The sequence below is a fragment of the Acinetobacter pittii genome (assembly GCF_034064985.1).
In the GTDB taxonomy this organism is placed as follows: Bacteria; Pseudomonadota; Gammaproteobacteria; order Pseudomonadales; family Moraxellaceae; genus Acinetobacter; species Acinetobacter pittii_H.
In genome coordinates, this window is record NZ_CP139249.1 from 3233287 (window position 1) to 3250756 (window position 17470).

Below are 17470 nucleotides of genomic sequence, written 5' to 3' on the forward strand. Positions count from 1 at the left end.
TTTTTTATTTCAAAGCAAATTAGTGGCCTGTACCATTAATTGCTTTCGTCATATCTTCCACAACTTTCTTGGCATCACCAAAGATCATCATTGTTTTTTCGTTATAGAACAAATCATTGTCTAAACCAGCATAACCAGTTGCCATAGAACGTTTAATCACCATGATTGTACGCGCTTTATGAGCCTCAAGAATCGGCATACCATAAATTGGTGAGCTTGGGTCATCTTTTGCAGCAGGGTTAACAACGTCGTTTGCACCAATTACAAGTACTACGTCAGTTGCAGGAAAGTCTGAGTTAATCTCATCCATTTCCAAGATGTCTTCATATGCCACGTCTGCTTCAGCAAGTAGTACGTTCATATGTCCAGGCATACGACCTGCAACCGGATGGATTGCAAAGCGAACGCGAACCCCCTGTTCTTTCAAAAGTTCACACAACTCTTTTACCGCATTTTGAGCACGACCTTGCGCCATACCATAACCAGGTACAATCACAACACTGTCAGCATTTGACATTAAGAAGCCAGCATCATCAGCAGAACCTGAACGGTAGTTACGTTGAACTTGCTCACCTTTATCTGCAGATGCAACTGCTGCACCACCCATTGCTCCACCAAACAATACATTGATGATCGAACGGTTCATTGCTTTACACATGATGTACGACAGAATCGCACCAGATGAACCTACAAGCGAACCCGCAACGATCAACATGTTGTTTTCAAGAGTAAAACCAATACCCGCCGCAGCCCAACCTGAGAATGAGTTAAGAAGCGATACTACTACAGGCATATCACCGCCACCGACCGGTGCAATCCATACCCAGCCAAATGCAAGCGCAAGAGCTGTCATTGCCCAGAAAGCAGTCATGTTGCCAGTCGTGAAGAAGTAAAATCCACAAGCCAACATCGCAATAAAGATAAGCGCTTGAACAGGTTTAACCCATGCACCAGAAATTGTTTTAGCCCATTTTTTCGCAGCCAATTTACCGTACGCAAACACAGATGCAGTAAAGGTAATCGCACCAACGAAACAACCAACAAACAATTCAAATAAGTGAACCTTACTCATGTGTGCATGCTGCACGCCAGCTGCTGTTAAAGCCGCCTCATTTTGAGCAAATAGTTCAGTAAGTTGGTTATTATGTAAAATTGCAGCAATCGCAATTAAAACAGCAGCCAAACCCACTAATGAGTGCATAAGCGCAACAGTTTCCGGCATTTGAGTCATTGGCACTGTACGTGCACGCGCGATACCCACGATTGCACCTAACACCATTGCCCCAACGATCATCCAAATAACTGGGTTATTCGCAACAAAGAAGGTGGTTACAACTGCAATCGCCATCGCGATCATACCGTAACGGTTACCTTGAATTGCTGTTTTAGGGCCAGATAAGCCACGAAGCGTCAAGATAAAGAGGATTGCGCCAACAAGGTACAACCAGTTTGCATTTGCTTGAATAAATTCCATGTCAAAGCCCTCTTATTTCTTTTGCTTAGGCTTGAACATTTCCAGCATGCGTGCAGTTACTGCAAAGCCACCGAAAATATTAATGCTTGCCAAAAATACTGCAATCGCACCGAGTACGCTCACCACATTCACACTTTGAAATGCAACGTTAGCATCTACACCTAAAACTGGCAGACCTACAGTTTGCAACATCGCACCTACCACAATAATAGATGACAAAGCATTGGTTACCGCCATAAGTGGTGTATGCAAAGCTGGCGTAACACCCCAAACCACGTAATAACCTACGAAGATGGCAAGGACGAAAATTGTAATAGTCTCAACCATGAGAAATCTCCTTAACCACGCTTAAGCAGTACTTGACCGCCATGAGTGACCAATAGGGCTTTTTGGATTTCGTCTTCTTGATTAATCGCAAAGTTTTTCTCTTTGTCGAATAAAGTCTCTACGAAATTAAAAACGTTACGCGCATACAATGCAGAAGCTTCTGTTGCTACAGTTGCCGGAATATTTGGAACACCCAAAATTTTCACGCCATTTTCAGTAAATACAGTCTCACCCACTTTAGAGCCTTCAACGTTACCACCAGTTTCAACAGCCATATCTAAAATGACAGAGCCTGGTTTCATCTTGGCAACAGTTTCAGCTTTAATCAGACGCGGCGCATCACGACCTGGTAACAATGCAGTCGTAATCACGATGTCTGCGTTAGAAACAGCTTTATCTACAATGGCAGCTTGGTCTTTGATGTACTGCTCACCCGGCATCCACCCATAACCATTTTTAGCGGCGTCTGCTGCACGTTGTTGCTCTTCTTCAGACATTGGTACGTCTAACCACTTACCGCCTAAAGACTCAACTTGATCTTTTGCCGTAGGACGCAAGTCAGTCGCTTCAACAATTGCACCTAAACGTTTTGCAGTTGCAATCGCCTGAAGACCTGCAACCCCAACACCCATGATCACAACACGCGCAGGCTTTACGGTACCCGCAGCAGTCATAAGCATTGGGAACATGCGTTGATATTCAGCAGCAGCAAGTAAAACTGATTTATAACCAGCTAAGTTTGCTTGAGAAGACAACACATCCATGTTTTGTGCACGAGAAAGCGTACGAGGAAGCAGTTCTAGAGCAAAAGCAGACACCTGTTGATTCGCAAACTGATCTAGCTCGGTGTTACGATAAGGATCAAACATTGCTACAACAGCAGTATTTGCTGCAAGTTTCTGAATTTCCCCGCCCTGTGGAGCGCGAACTTTCAAAATAATTTGACTACCCGTATAGGCATCATCCGTAATGGTTGCACCGACCTGTTCATAAGCACTGTCAATGTACGCAGCCTTTACACCAGCACCACGTTCAATCACAACGCTATGACCAGCGCTAATCAACTTCTTTACTGTCTCTGGCGTAGCAGCTACACGATTTTCACCGACGACAGTTTCGGTTGGGATTCCGATCTGCATGAGCGTTCCTCAAGCTAATTTCTCATTGTCAAAAACATTGCAAGCTGCAATGTTTCCCCCATGTGTATTCTTTGTACAGAATTTGGATTCTAATTGAACTTTTTTAAAATACCACCCAATATTTATTTAATAAATACCCATATTTTGAACTGATGATTCACGATATTTGATTTGAGGTGTAATATAGGAAGATTTTTCTTTTTTTACAGACAATAGTCTCTCTTATACAGTCCTGTATATGAAAATTTCTTTATCATCGTTTCAAATCGGGTCTTTTTTTGCGCTTTGCTCTGCGTTTCTATTCAGTACCAAAGCAATCTTTATTAAACAGACTTATGCCCTTTCTCCATTAGTCGACGGTACAGTCCTGATGGCTTTACGCATGTTAAGCGCTTTACCGTTCTTTCTATTAATTTGCTGGTTTAACAGGCATCATAATCAGGGCATAAAAAAGAAGGATTGGCTAATTTTAATTTTTGCCGGTCTATTAGGCTACTACTTAGCAAGTTGGCTCGATTTCATGGGTCTTATGTTTATTAGTGCCTCTCTAGAACGAATTATTCTATTTTTATATCCCACTCTCACCGTAATTGTTTCAAGCCTACTCTACAAACAAAAATTAGATGTAAAAAGTTTCTTTGCCATTTTTCTTAGTTATGGTGGAACCGTGCTGGTTATGCTTCAGGAGCACAACAACGCACCAATTCAGGGCAACTTCTGGTTAGGGACAAGTTTCGTATTTGCAAGTGCCGTGGCTTTCGCTGGCTATTTATTGCTGACTCCACCTCTCATTAAGAAATTTGGCTCTTGGAATTTCACAGGGTTAGCCTTAACTGTGGCTTGTATCGGCACATTAACTCATTACGTATTAAGCACACCTCAACCTATTCAACTTTTATTACAACTCCCCTCTAGTGTAATTTGGTATGGCATTGGCTTAGGCTTTTTAGTTACCGTGTTACCCACCGTTATGCTCATGCAAAGCATTGAACGATTAGGTGCCTCTCAATCAGCAATGATCGCTTCGATCGGACCAGTTTTAACAATTTTACTTGCTGTGGCTTTTTTAAATGAACATCTCAATATGTGGCAATGGGTCGGCTGCCTTCTTAATATTGTCGGTGTCATGATGATTACACTCAGAAAGAAAAGACTAAAACATTAAATTCTCTTGACCTCAACTTAAGTTGAGGTTGGATACTCATCTAAATTTTAATAAACGGTTGAGTTCCAATGAGTCAAGAAACTTTTAAAATCATAAATCCATCAACTTTATATAATCCAACGCCAAACGCTTATAGTCATGTTGCTGTAGTGGAAAGCTTTAAGAATATTATTCATGTAGCAGGTCAAGGAGGCGAAAATTCCCAAGGTGAATTAAGCCCAAGTTTTAAAGAACAAGTAAACCAAGCTTTTGATAATATTCAACATGCTTTAAAAGCGGCCAATGCAGAGCTTAGCAATATTGCTGTATTGAGAGTTTTAGTTGTTGACCACTCGGTCGAAAAACATCAAATTTTGATTAAAATTATGCAAAATTTATGGAAAAATCATCCTTTTCCTGCCTGTACACTTATTCCTGTGCCGCGCCTTGCGCTAGAACACATGCTTATTGAAGTTGAAGCAACGGCATACACCCAATAAAACTGAGAGAACGTCATGTCTACCCCTGAAGATATCAGTCAAAATAAACCTTTGCTTTGGTTGATGGCAGCAGCATGCGGTTTATGTGCAGGTGTGAATTATTATTGTCAGCCTCTAATTCACTCTATTCAGCAAGAGTTTGCTGTAACTCAAGCACAAGCCGCTTTAACAGTGACATTTGCTCAGGTGTCTTATGCCCTCGGTTTACTCTTTATTGTCCCATTGGGTGATATTGTCAATAAAGCCAAAGCTATTCCGTTTTTGATGGTGCTTTGCGCAGTTGGTCTATTCACATCTGCTTTTGCTGTGAACTTACCCATGTTGTGGATTGGTACAATTTTAGCGGGATTATTTTCTGTTGCTGCGCAAGTCCTGATCCCACTTGCAACCATGACCGTAAAACCCGAGAAAACTGGCGAGATCATTGGTTTTTTAATGAGTGGCTTATTGGTCGGAATTTTACTCTCTACCAGTTTAGCTGGCTTATTTTCCAACCTTTTCCACTGGAAAGTAGTCTATGTCGTCAGCGGCGTATTAATGCTTCTGTTGGCATTTACCTTAAAAAGCCGTCTACCTTATGTCATGCGCATGAAAATGAACTATGGGCAAATCTTTGTTTCCATGGCTCAACTATTAAAAGAGGAAAAGCGACTATTATTAAGAGCGCTTACAGGTGCTTTCGCCTTTGCAGCAGTAAGTATTCTATATTCCACCATCGCATTACTTCTCACCTCGGCACATCATTTACCTGATCTATTTATCGGACTAGTCCCGCTAGTTGGTATCTTTGGTGCTTTATCTACACGTTATATTGGTAAATATGCCGACCAAGGGTATACACGCCTCCTCACTTGGATGGGCTGTGGGCTGTTTTTGGTAAGTTGGATTTGTTTCTATTTCGGACAAACTCTACTTTCAGCTTATGTTATTGGTTTTGCTCTAATTCAATTAGCACTTGCCCTTGTTCACACCAGCAACCAAAGTATTATCTTCCGTTTACGTCCAGATGCTAAATCTCGTATTAATGCTATTTATATGACTACTTACTTTATTGGTGGTGCTGGTGGTTCGGCATTAGGGATTTTTGCATGGAATCGTGGTGGATGGACTATGACTTGCCTTGCAGGTGTGGGGCTCGTTGTGTTTTGTATTTTATTTAGCGTGATTGATGCTTTCTTACAAAAAAAAGCAAATGGCTTAGCTATAAAGTAATTTGTTAAAAATCATCTTTCTATATTTAACACAAGGGTGGTTATAAATTACTCGGTTAAATGCCACTGTCGATTCAAGGCTAAACCCCGTATAATGCTGCCCTTTCATTAATTTAGCGACTTTTGGGTCTATTGGTTATGCAATCACTTCAATCGTTACAACCTCGTATTTCTGTCGCGCCTATGATGGATAGGATCAACTAAAATAAAATATCATTTATTATTAAAAACTTAGAAACAAAAATAAAATTCATGGTGTAAATTTAGTGTAAAAATTTAATTACTGAAAAATAATTTAAAAATCCAGCCCATTTATGAATGGCTGGATTTTTATTTGATCTATTTTTGATAAGCTAGCTCAAAAGATCCTATTTCCTCTAAGACATACCGAATGTGGTGGCTCGTATCAATTGCAACCCATTGCGTAGGATTTCCTATAAAATTATTAATACCGTGCGCACATTCAAAGATTTTATTGTCTCCCCAACTAAAGCTTACATCTTCATAATAGATAGAATTAATTAATCTCATTGCTAGCTGCTTTCTATGCCCATGACTTCCACCATCTCTAGAAAATGGATGGCCTCTTACGACATAGTAATTTTTATCTATAGTGTAGATAATTTTTCCATTCGTATGTTGATTAATAATCTGCTTTTCTGGAGCTGGATGTCTTGCTCCATGATCTGCAAACTTCAATTTAACATTAGGGAACATGTTTCTTAAAGTCTGCCATACAACCATTTCTTTTCGAAGTACTGGACCATCCGTATCATGATCTTCAATGGCTTCTGCAACGCTTGAAGGATATGAAGCTCCACTGATAGAAATGTATTTAAAATCATATTCAGTTAATACTTCTAAAAAGTCTCTAGACTTGCTTAGCATCTGTTCAATTGTTATACGATTGACACTTACATCCCCAAAATCTAATAATATAGAACAATTATTTTCTGCTAATTTTAAATCAGAAATAATTGATTCTAGTTGTTCTTTGAAAAAATCAGGTTCATCAATATCATACATTGCCTCACCATCTAATCTAATACAAAAATAAGGAGCCTCTGGATAATTTAAATTTTTCATTGTTTGATGATAAAGACTGCTCATTTGATCAAACCAACGGTCATAACCAATTACAGGAACTACCTTTACTCCTAATGCAAACAATTTGTTATACGTATAGGTTAGGAAATGCTCACCATTCTCCAATAAAGCTTCAGATGGTTTCCAAAAATAACCATCCACTAAAGCAATATTTCCACTCCATAATTTCCCTATTTTCTCGCAACGGCTATTAATATCAACAAGTCTTGAAACCCCTTCTTTATAAATATTAGGCATTTCAAATAAAGGGTGGAAAGTTGGCTGTATTTGATATTCTAACTGCTCAGACCTAATAGGTTTTATCGCATCAAATTCACCTTGCTTCGCTTTCATGATTGGGACATATTCTGGAATTTTCATCATCTCTACTCCTCAACACTTAATAAATGAGAATTGGTTAATAATGCCTTGACCTGATATTGACCAACCAAGTCTGAAAATAAGGTGTAATTTCCCAACTCTTTTCGAATACGCCCTGCAATGATTGCTGGATGAACTCTCAACTCTTTAGCCAACTTTTCAATAGATTCTTTACTTGGTGAGATAAATGCCTCTGTACGTCTCAAAACTCCTCTTGGTATAAATGCCTCTCTTGCCAATCGATTTGCTTCAGCCTCCCTCCGATCCTCCATACTTGATGAATCTAAATCATCGAGAAATGCTTCTGTTTCATCAACATGCTTCCAAATATGTGCGCATTCATGTAGTAACGTAAACCAAAAATTATCCAATCGGTCATATCGTAAACTTAGCCCAATAATAGGAGTGCCGTCACTGTCCTTCAATGCCGCTCCATCAAGATGCGTACCCTTAAGATGAGGCTCAATGACTACAGCAATTCCATGCTTTTCTAAGTATTCAATTGCTAATATTGGCCCATGCTCAAACCAGCTTAATTGAGCTAACTCTCTTAAAAAATTACTATTTATTAAATTAGGGTCATATTTTCCTAGACTATCTTTCTTATCTCTAGCTTGGAGAATGACTCTAGCTAGCCACGCATACAGTGCATACATCGTATTAGGTGTTTGGGCATCACCAGACAACTTTCGTTTAAAAGAAGCTGAGCCGATTTGTAACCCTGATTGAGCAATATATTTTTGGATAATACTCTCAGTTGATGCTGCCGTATCAGCAAGAAATGTTTTTAACCACCCCCTATTTTTCATCTCTTTAACAGGAAATTTAGACCAATCAATATTATTTTTATCTAATGTATTCTTTGAATTTGATAAACCAATTAATGTCTCTACCGACAGTCCCAACCCTACAGATAATGCTCGGATCATATCTACGGTTAAAGCTCTTTTTCGATTAAGAACTTCAGAAACTCTACTAGTAGTACCAAAATATGGGGCCAAATCAGCTTGTTTTAACCCTTTCTCATGCATCCTAAATAGAATTGCATCAATAGGATCAGGCGCCTCTATCGGATATTGTTTATTTTCATAATCTTCTATTAAAACCGATAATAATTCCAACCGATCACTCTCAGGACTTCCTATAGCCGGATTTAGCATAATTAAAGAATGCACTTCGTCAAGATAAGCTTGATACTGCTCTCTTGTACGAATAACTTTAAATTCCATTGTTAGCACCTTTAATGTTTACAGCTTTAATAATCGCTATTCTTTGAGAAAACGCGATTTGTAGACAAATAACCCATTTAGAGTTATGTATCGAAAATTCGAAACATTGATTTTCCAAAATAGATACTTTTGGAAATTGTTTCAGAATATCTTCCGCGCCCCGCCAATGAGCATCACGTATTTCAGAGATCCAACTTATGAGCCATTTTTTAGCAAACTCACACTCAATCACTGTTATTTTTTCAAGACCTAAAAGCTTCATTTAAAAATATTCCCAATTTGGGAATAAATTACACCATTTCAAAATACAACTCAATTCCCATTTTGGTAATTATCATAAACTAATTATTGAGAACTACTTTAATTGCTTAAATATTTATCAGTGATATGGTCTTTGTTAGATTTTTTTGAAATAAAAGAATAAATTTAATTAAATAAATCAATATTTAAAGTTTGATATGTTAGATATTGAATTGACATAAGCTGCCCATAATTCCTTCATTCAAAACCTAATTTAGTCACGGTCTTTCTAACAGAATTACAGTCTGACTAACCTCTAATGATCTTAAATAATAAATAACAGTAAAAATACTTTCTGTTATAGGGATAGGTAGTCTATAGATTGTTTTATGTATGTGGACAAATCCAGACTTGTCCACATATTTAAAATTAGGAGTCACTACCTATGCGTTTGCGTTCACGACTTCTAAAATTTTTCACATATAGGCCATCAATCATTTCTTTTGGCTCTAAAGCTAAGGCGCAATTAGCTAAAGTAGCAATTGTATTATCTGTTAACTTAAAGTCATTAGGTAAGAAACCATATTCTTTCTGACGATTACATTCAATAGCTTCAAATAAAGCTCTAAAATAATCAACTAAGGAAGCTCTCTCACCTCTTGTTGCCACTTCAGTAATAGAATCAATAGCAATAGGTACGGCCATTCTTGCATCTTCAGCGATAACTTTCATTACATCATCTAACCGAGGCCAATATTTAAGATCAAACCGACCTTGGAGTTGCTTTAATTTATCTAGCAAAGATGTTCTAAAATACGGATTATTCTGAGATGCTTCACGAATTACATTACCAATGTGATAATGGGTATCTGTCATAAAGCCAGAAGTATTTATTAACTCGGATCTAGTTTCTAGGAGAGCTGCTAATTCATGAGCTTTAATAGAAATTTGCTGATTAATCTCATTCAATTTTTTCTGAGCAGCTCTAGACTTTATTACTTCCTCTGGACTATGCATTGAAGTAATTTCTACTAACAAATCTAAAAAATTTGTGAGGGCTTGATGATATTTCCCTAGTTTTGAATACAACTCACTATAAGCATGTTGTAACTCAACTTTACGCTCAAGTAACCTATCAATGATTATATTTTCACTAGGAAGTATCTTGGCTTGCGTATTAGTAGCTTTTTTATCTAATAGAATAGCTACACATACCTCTTGAGCTTTTATTTCATCTATAGACTTCATGATTTCATCTCTGTAATTGGTTCTGCTTACAGTGTAATTAGCTCAATTAAATCTGTCGGTATCTGAGTAATAACAACTTTTGTAGTACTCAGATACCTCCTTACTCATGAAAGAGTATATAAACAGTAGACTAGTTTTATTGGGAATTATATTAAGCAACTAGAGTCTAGTTAAAATTTTCCAGTTATTGATCACTAACTAAATTAGAACCAATACCACCAAAAAAAAATATAAGTGTTTGATATAAAAAATATATAAACCTTCTATATCTTTAGCCATCCTTTATTTAAGAATTTTTAATCTATAGCTAAGTAAACAGCTATTTCATCGACTACTGCTTTGGCTGTTCTAGAAACCCCAATTAATGTTGCCGATGCCATGCCTGTCCATTCACCATAACCAACTAGCCAAAGGTTGTTTATTTTTATTGAACGCCCATCATTGACAGCAACAGTCTGATTAGGTTCTATCACTCCTAGACTCCTTAAGTGATTTAGGGATGCTTTGAAGCCTGTACACCAAATCACAGCATCAACCAATTGTGTTGAACCATCCTCCCAAACAACCGAATATTCTTTAAATGCTTTAAAGGGTTCTCTGCTATGTAATACCCCACGTTCACGTGCATCTTTGACACTATCAATCATGACAATATCCCCTAGACCACCAATGGGTTGATCAACTATTCGTCCCTCCTGTTGTGCCTTCAAACGTTCTGTTGCTCGAAGGAATAAAACACGCCCATCAACATCATCCGATAAAAATTGAGGAGGATTTACTGTGATCCAAATAGTGTCTGCAACTTCTGAAACTTCAGCAAGAATTTGAGCACCAGAGTTACCTCCTCCTATCACTAGAACCTTTTTATTAATAAAAGGTTCTGGATTAACATAATGTGCTGAATGGGTTTGTATTCCTTTAAATCTTTCTAATCCTTCGTAATGTGGAATATAAGGCTGACTCCATGTACCTGTAGCACTGACAACGGCCTTTGCTCGCCAATATTTATCACCCGCATATACATCTAAGCAGTCATTTTTTTTCTCAATATGATCAACATGTATAGGTCGAATGACAGGAAATTGATAGCGTTGTTCGTATGCAGATAAGTATTGAATCACCTCATTCCGCGTTGGATAAGTTTGTTCAGTTTTTGGCATCATCCAGCCCGACAACGAACTCCAAGTATTTGGAGAAAAAAGACGTAAAGACTCCCAAGCATGTAACCATGCACCACCTGCCTGATTTTGGTCATCTAAAATCACAAATGGAATTTTCTTACGTTTTAAAAAATAGGCTGTAGCAAGAGCTGCTTGTCCACCACCAATAATGACTACATCTACTTCAGCTTGTAATTGAGACAAATTATCTCTCCCTCTTCTTTATTGTCATAAACAAAATCAAAAGCCCAGCCTGTTTAACAGACTGGGCTTATTTCTTAAAACTTTCAAGTGATTGAATTAGCTTTTCAATCGTTCAATTGATCTAGATATTTTTCAGCATCTAGAGCAGCCATACAGCCTGACCCAGCTGAAGTAATCGCTTGACGATAAATGCTGTCAGCGACGTCACCAGCAGCAAAAACACCAGCTACAGAAGTTGCTGTTGCATTACCAGAAGTACCGCTTTGTACTTGGATATAGCCATCACGTAAGTTTAATTGACCATCAAACATTCCAGTATTTGGTTTGTGGCCAATTGCAACGAATAGACCATGAACCTCTACGTCTTGCTTAGACTCATCTTGAGTTGATTTAAGGCGAACACTTGTTACACCAGTATTGTCACCCAATACTTCTTCAACTTCGTGATTCCAGATAATGCTGATTTTGCCTTCTTTTTCTTTAGCAAATAAATGATCTTGCAAAATCTTTTCAGAACGTAAGCTATCACGGCGGTGTACTAGCGTTACATGTGAAGCAATATTTGATAAATAAAGCGCTTCTTCAACAGCAGTGTTACCACCACCTACAACCATTACTTTTTGGTTTTTGTAGAAGAAACCATCACATGTTGCACATGCGCTTACGCCTTGTCCCATAAAGTTTTGTTCAGACTCTAGGCCAAGATATTGAGCTGTAGCACCAGTTGCAATAATCAAAGCATCACATGTGTACTCTTCCATATCACCTTTTAGAACAAAAGGACGTACGTTTAAGTCCACTTCGTTAATATGGTCATAGACGAGTTCTGTACCAAAGCGTTCAGCATGTGCTTGCATACGATCCATTAATGCAGGACCAGTTAAACCTTCAGGATCGCCCGGCCAGTTGTCAACTTCGGTGTTGTTGTAAGTTGCCCACCTAGTTGTAAACCCGCAATTAAAGTAGGTTTAAGGTTTGCACGCGCTGCATAGACAGCTGCACTATAGCCCGCAGGGCCAGAACCGAGAATTATCAGACGTGAATGTCTACTTTGCATTTAGTTCTCTCCAATGTGTTACAGACTACGCTGGTTAACACGTTTAGATAATTCTTCAGCAGATTCTTTACGCTCAGAATATCGATCAGTTAGATACAGGCTTTGTCCACGCGTAAGTAATGTAAACTTATAGAGTTCTTCCATCACATCTACTATACGATCGTAATAAGAAGATGCTTTCATACGTCCATCTTCTTCAAACTCTAAAAAGGCTTTAGGAATTGAAGATTGATTCGGGATTGTAATCATCCGCATCCAGCGCCCCAAAATACGCATCTGGTTAACGCTATTAAAAGATTGTGAACCACCACTAACTTGCATAAGTGCTAAAGTTTTACCTTGCGTCGCACGTATTGCACCACCAGCCAAAGGAATCCAGTCGATTTGGGATTTAAAAATAGAACTCATAGAACCATGACGCTCAGGTGAACACCAAACCATACCCTCTGACCAAGCCAAAAGTTCATGCAATTCTTTTACTTTTGGATGTTCAGTATCGGCATCTTCTGGCAAAGGCAATCCTTTCGGATGAAAGATTTTCACCTCAGCACCAAACTCCTCCAAGATTCGTCCTGCTTCCATCACCGCTAAACGACTATAAGAACGTTCACGATTCGAGCCATATAACAATAAGATGCGTGGTGCATGATCCAGTGCTTTAGCTTGAACTTTCTCTAAAGTAGGTCGATCAAGAAGATTCATATCAACATTTGGGAGATTCATAGATTTACACCGATTCAAAATACTTTTTTCTTAGCCATAAAGAGACACTGACCAAAGCAATCAAAACTGGTACTTCAACTAATGGCCCAATGACTGTAGTAAATGCCACAGGCGATGCTAAACCAAAGGTTGCAATGGCTACAGCCAGTGCTAACTCAAAATTATTACCCGCAGCAGTAAATGAAATTGCTGTAGTTTTTGGGTAGTCATTACCCATCCACTTACTCATAAAGAAACTAATGAAGAACATTACGATAAAGTAAATTGTTAATGGAATCGCAATTCGAATTACATCCAAAGGCAGACTCACTACATCTCCACCTTTGAGACTAAACATAGCAACAATAGTAAACAGTAATGCCAATAGACTTAATGGACTGATCTTCGGTAAAAAGACATTTTGGTACCACTCTAAGCCTTTGGCGTTGACTAAGATCAAACGGGTCAAGAAACCAAGAAAAAAAGGAATACCCAAGTAAATTAATACCGCGTGGGTAATCGTCCAAAAATCCACATTGATTACTTGCCCAGCAATACCAAAATAAGGTGGTAAGAAGGTAAGAAATAACCAAGCATAAGTACTAAAGAACAAAATCTGAAAGATACTATTGAATGCAACCAATGCTGCTACATATTGGTTATCGCCGCAGGCTAAACCATTCCAAACTAAAACCATTGCAATACAACGAGCTAATCCGATCAGGATTAGTCCAGTCATATACTCTGGATAGCTATGCAAAAAAATAATTGCTAATGCAAACATTAATACAGGAGCAATAATCCAGTTCTGTACTAAAGACAAAGTTAATGTTCTTTTGTCTTTAAATACTTGTGGTAGAGCTGCATAGTCCACTTTGGCTAACGGTGGATACATCATCAGAATCAAACCAATCGCAATTGGAATATTGACAGAATCCACACTCATTTTGTCTAAAGTAACGGAAGCTTGAGGTAAGAAGACACCTATCGCAATCCCCAACCCCATCGCAATGAAAATCCATAGCGTCAGGTTACGATCTAAAAATGACAGTCTTTGTTGAGCCATGATTTTCTCATTCAATATCTGATATGTGATTGATTGCAGCAATTAATTCAGGACGAGACATATTTGCTGTATCAAGTGCAAATAAAGCATCTAAACGACGGTTGATATGGTCTACTGTCACTTGGAAAGCTTTTAATTTTTCCTCTTTAGGCAAGTCTAAATGTGATGGATCAGCCAAGCCCCAATGTGCCTTGATCGCTCCCCCCAAATAAAGAGGACAAGCTTCTTGAGCTGCTGAATCACACACAGTAATCACTACATCAGGTTTATATTGCTCACAGTCATCAATGGTTTTACTCCATAAACCTTCTGTTGAAAGACCAAGGTTTTCCAAAGTTTCAATAGTCAATGGATGCACCTGTCCTGATGGCTTACTACCCGCACTGTATGCTTTCCAGTCATGAGGAGCACGACTGTTAAAAAGCACTTCAGACAAAATGCTACGACAACTATTTCCAGTACACAAAAAAAGGAATTTCATAATCTATTACTCACAATAACTATTTATAGAAAGCGTGTTGGTATTGCTTACAACTTGACTAGATGATGTTTTTTTCAAAGTATCTAGAATTTCAAAACACCATGCTGGAAGTTGTTGATTAATGCTGTAGTACACCCATTGGCTTTGTCGTCTGTCTTGTAAGAGACCAGAAGAGCGTAATAAAGCTAAATGCCTAGAAATCTTTGGTTGACTCAGTTGTAGCTTTTCTGTCAGATCACAAACACAGAGTTCTTTATTCTCAGCAATTAAAGTGACAATATTGAGACGGGTTTCATCTGATAAGCATTTAAAAAAATTAACTTGATCCATCTTTGCTACCTATAAATTTGGATATGCAGATAATCACATACAAGAACTAAATTTTTTAATTTACTCTCTGACCATTTTCGTCGATCACTTGTTCACCATCTTCTTTAGTGAAAGCACCTTTTTGTGGTAATGGCAGAATATCCAAGACAACTTCTGAAGGACGACTTAAGCGAGTACCTAATTCAGTAACAACAAATGGTCGATTAATCAAAATAGGATGTTCAAGCATAAAACTGAGTAGTTGTTCATCACTCAAATCACTACGATCAAGCTGTAAATCCCGATAAGGATCTACATTCTGACGAATAGCCTCTCTTACTGTTAAGTTTGCATCCTGAATCAATTTAACTAATTCGTCATGACTAGGTGGTGTAATGAGATATTCAATAACGGTTGGTTCAATTCCTGTATTGCGAATCAAAGCCAAAGTATTCCGAGAGGTGCCACAAGCAGGATTGTGATAAATCTTTACATCTAATGAAGTTGTCATGAAACTGGGACCTCTAATATATTAATATCTTTATATATGAATTAGCATATATATGCAACTTCATATATGATGGTCTGCAAAATACAATCCATTAAATAAGCTAGTTAAATTTGAAAAACTGCTGTAAACAATTCATTTTAGATTAAGAATTTAGCAATAATATTAAATAAGCCAATATACGTATCAGTAAGTTTGAGAAACAAATGTGATCACTAACTTTTTATTCAGGCTAACTTCTTCAGTACACCACATTTGTCCACTGTACATAACCCATCACAAGTCTTTCTTATTTCTAATAGCTGCTGTATGAGTTTCTGCTGATTCCGAATATTTTCCTCTACATCGTTAATATGTGAATCGATAAGCTCATTCACATCAGAACAATTTAGATTAGGCAGATCCTTATAATTTAGTAATTTTTTGATTTCAATTAAGTTCATATTCAAAGAACGACAATTCACAATGAATTTCAACCGATCAATGTAATCTTCAGTATATAGTCTATAGTTACCTTGAGTTCGATCAGGTTGCGGGATTAAACCTTCTTTTTCATAAAACCGTATTGTCAGTACTGAGCACGACGTTTTCTCAGAGAGCTCTCCTATCTTCATAAACATTAGAAATACTCAAAATCCAACTTGACTCTATAGTAGCTATAGAGATTTTAATATGCAATAAGTAAAGATATGACTATGGGCACATCAATGAGTGGTTGCGGTTGTAATAAAGAAAGTTCTTGTGAAGACACTAAGCAAAATCAAAATGAATCAGAAACAAATTCTGGTAACAGTAAAGATTTAACTGCTGAAGAAAGTAAAAGCTCTTGTTGTGGTAATGAAGTACCACAACAATCTAAGCCAGATGAAAAAGATTCTTGTGCTAGTACTCAGCCATGTTCTACGCAGTCAAACTCATGTTGCACCCCAGATTCAATAAGTTCACCTGAGATAATCAGTGATAATGAGGGTGTAGCGACTTTCATCAGTGACTATAAAATCCCTAAAATGGATTGTTCCGCAGAGGAACAAATGGTTCGGATGACTTTATCTTCTTTGGTAAATGTTAAGAGGCTAGTTTTTGATTTGCCGAATCGAAACCTAAAAGTTATGCATAATGGTGAAAGTAATGAAATCACTGCAAAACTTGAAGCTCTTGGGTTTGGCGCTAAATTAAATAAAACTGAAGCCTATGTAAATAAAGAGCATGCAAAAGAAATCAGTACGTTTCTGATTCCGAAAATGGATTGCTCTGCTGAGGAGCAAATGGTTCGTATGGCATTGTCTCCAGTGAGTGAGGTCAAAGGACTAATATTTGATTTACCTAATCGGAAATTAAAAGTTTTTCATAATGATGGTCTTAATGAAATTACTAGCAAACTTGAAGCACTTGGTTTTGGAGCCAAACTTGAAAGTACCGCTGCCTCTGTGGGTGAAATGCCTGAAAAAGCAGATACGTCTGAACAAGCAAAAGTTTTAAAAATTCTTTTAGCGATTAATCTCCTATTATTCTTTATAGAGTTTATCAGTGGTTTGGTAGCTGCCTCTACAGGCTTGATTGCTGACTCATTGGATATGCTTGCTGATGCCACAGTGTTTGGTATAGCACTGTTTGTTGTTGGTAAAAGTGTAAAAAAACAATTAAAAGCAGCGCATCTTTCAGGCTGGTTACAGTTAATTCTCGCTACTTCTGTAATTGTAGATGTTGTGCGTCGGTTCATTTATGGTAGTGAGCCAGAGTCTTTCTTGATGATTGGAATTGCTGCTTTAGCGCTAATTGCCAATTTTTATTGTATATACCTAATGTCTCATCAAAAAAATGATGGTGCACACATGAAGGCTAGTTGGGTCTTTTTATCCAATGATATCATAGTCAATTTTGGTGTGATTTGTGCAGGGATACTAGTTGCTTTGACAGGTTCCGCATATCCAGATCTTGTTATAGGAATAATTGTTTCACTTTTCGTACTTAACGGTGCTCGAAAAATTTTGGCATTGAAATAAG

The 17470-nt window shown here is 37.8% G+C and carries 18 protein-coding genes and 1 pseudogene; 4 read left to right on the plus strand and 15 right to left on the minus strand.

The window, feature by feature from the left end:
- Positions 1-19: 19 nt before the first annotated feature.
- The 3 genes from pntB to SOI76_RS15510 are packed head-to-tail and all read right to left on the minus strand — an operon-like array spanning position 20 to position 2940.
- Positions 20-1474, minus strand: a complete 1455-nt coding sequence (gene pntB, locus SOI76_RS15500) for an NAD(P)(+) transhydrogenase (Re/Si-specific) subunit beta (RefSeq protein ID WP_032056052.1) — start codon at positions 1472-1474, stop codon at positions 20-22.
- A 12-nt stretch (positions 1475-1486) separates the two neighbouring features.
- The gene (locus tag SOI76_RS15505; protein WP_000230434.1) at positions 1487-1801 is read right to left on the minus strand and encodes a proton-translocating transhydrogenase family protein; all 315 of its coding nucleotides are present in this window, start codon (positions 1799-1801) and stop codon (positions 1487-1489) included.
- Positions 1802-1812: 11 nt separating this feature from the next.
- Positions 1813-2940, minus strand: a complete 1128-nt coding sequence (locus SOI76_RS15510; protein WP_002117245.1) for a Re/Si-specific NAD(P)(+) transhydrogenase subunit alpha — start codon at positions 2938-2940, stop codon at positions 1813-1815.
- A gap of 238 nt (positions 2941-3178) precedes the next feature.
- Between SOI76_RS15510 and SOI76_RS15515 the strand changes: the two genes are divergently transcribed.
- From SOI76_RS15515 to SOI76_RS15525, 3 genes are all read left to right on the plus strand, one after another.
- Positions 3179-4105 (plus strand): DMT family transporter, encoded by a 927-nt coding sequence (locus SOI76_RS15515; protein WP_104080763.1) that lies wholly within the window; start codon positions 3179-3181, stop codon positions 4103-4105.
- A gap of 68 nt (positions 4106-4173) precedes the next feature.
- Positions 4174-4584, plus strand: a complete 411-nt coding sequence (locus SOI76_RS15520; protein ID WP_104080764.1) for a RidA family protein — start codon at positions 4174-4176, stop codon at positions 4582-4584.
- 15 nt (positions 4585-4599) lie between these two features.
- Positions 4600-5796: an MFS transporter gene (locus SOI76_RS15525; RefSeq protein ID WP_104080765.1), complete on the plus strand. Its 1197-nt coding sequence runs from the start codon at positions 4600-4602 to the stop codon at positions 5794-5796.
- Positions 5797-6134: 338 nt separating this feature from the next.
- Here the strand turns inward: SOI76_RS15525 and SOI76_RS15530 are convergent, their stop codons facing one another.
- The 12 genes and pseudogenes from SOI76_RS15530 to cadR form a co-directional block, all read right to left on the minus strand.
- The gene (locus tag SOI76_RS15530) at positions 6135-7265 is read right to left on the minus strand and encodes a beta family protein (RefSeq protein WP_000975797.1); all 1131 of its coding nucleotides are present in this window, start codon (positions 7263-7265) and stop codon (positions 6135-6137) included.
- A 2-nt stretch (positions 7266-7267) separates the two neighbouring features.
- Positions 7268-8491 carry an ImmA/IrrE family metallo-endopeptidase gene (locus tag SOI76_RS15535; protein ID WP_000394712.1) on the minus strand — a complete coding sequence of 408 codons (1224 nt, stop codon included), beginning with the start codon at positions 8489-8491 and terminating at the stop codon, positions 7268-7270.
- Positions 8481-8753 (minus strand): type II toxin-antitoxin system HigB family toxin, encoded by a 273-nt coding sequence (locus tag SOI76_RS15540; protein WP_000770669.1) that lies wholly within the window; start codon positions 8751-8753, stop codon positions 8481-8483. Before SOI76_RS15540 ends, SOI76_RS15535 begins: the two co-directional genes overlap by 11 nt.
- Before the next feature lie 407 nt (positions 8754-9160).
- Positions 9161-9979, minus strand: coding sequence for a hypothetical protein (locus tag SOI76_RS15545; RefSeq protein WP_000835370.1), 819 nt, complete (start codon positions 9977-9979; stop codon positions 9161-9163).
- Positions 9980-10275: 296 nt separating this feature from the next.
- The gene (locus SOI76_RS15550; protein ID WP_000080827.1) at positions 10276-11343 is read right to left on the minus strand and encodes an ArsO family NAD(P)H-dependent flavin-containing monooxygenase; all 1068 of its coding nucleotides are present in this window, start codon (positions 11341-11343) and stop codon (positions 10276-10278) included.
- A 104-nt stretch (positions 11344-11447) separates the two neighbouring features.
- Positions 11448-12400, minus strand: a pseudogene (gene trxB / locus SOI76_RS15555) (thioredoxin-disulfide reductase).
- An 18-nt stretch (positions 12401-12418) separates the two neighbouring features.
- Positions 12419-13123, minus strand: coding sequence for an arsenical resistance protein ArsH (gene arsH / locus SOI76_RS15560; RefSeq protein ID WP_001052988.1), 705 nt, complete (start codon positions 13121-13123; stop codon positions 12419-12421).
- Between the two features lie 4 nt (positions 13124-13127).
- On the minus strand, positions 13128-14168 hold the full coding sequence (gene arsB / locus SOI76_RS15565; protein ID WP_000068658.1) for an ACR3 family arsenite efflux transporter: 1041 nt from the start codon (positions 14166-14168) through the stop codon (positions 13128-13130).
- A gap of 7 nt (positions 14169-14175) precedes the next feature.
- Positions 14176-14649 (minus strand): arsenate reductase ArsC, encoded by a 474-nt coding sequence (locus SOI76_RS15570; protein WP_000670223.1) that lies wholly within the window; start codon positions 14647-14649, stop codon positions 14176-14178.
- A 6-nt stretch (positions 14650-14655) separates the two neighbouring features.
- On the minus strand, positions 14656-14979 hold the full coding sequence (locus SOI76_RS15575) for a metalloregulator ArsR/SmtB family transcription factor (RefSeq protein WP_000373080.1): 324 nt from the start codon (positions 14977-14979) through the stop codon (positions 14656-14658).
- Positions 14980-15034: 55 nt separating this feature from the next.
- Positions 15035-15469, minus strand: a complete 435-nt coding sequence (arsC, locus tag SOI76_RS15580; RefSeq protein WP_000213577.1) for an arsenate reductase (glutaredoxin) — start codon at positions 15467-15469, stop codon at positions 15035-15037.
- A gap of 224 nt (positions 15470-15693) precedes the next feature.
- Positions 15694-16086, minus strand: a complete 393-nt coding sequence (gene cadR, locus SOI76_RS15585) for a Cd(II)/Pb(II)-responsive transcriptional regulator (RefSeq protein ID WP_000480874.1) — start codon at positions 16084-16086, stop codon at positions 15694-15696.
- A gap of 75 nt (positions 16087-16161) precedes the next feature.
- Between cadR and SOI76_RS15590 the strand changes: the two genes are divergently transcribed.
- The gene (locus SOI76_RS15590; protein WP_000537300.1) at positions 16162-17469 is read left to right on the plus strand and encodes a cation transporter; all 1308 of its coding nucleotides are present in this window, start codon (positions 16162-16164) and stop codon (positions 17467-17469) included.
- Position 17470: the final 1 nt, after the last annotated feature.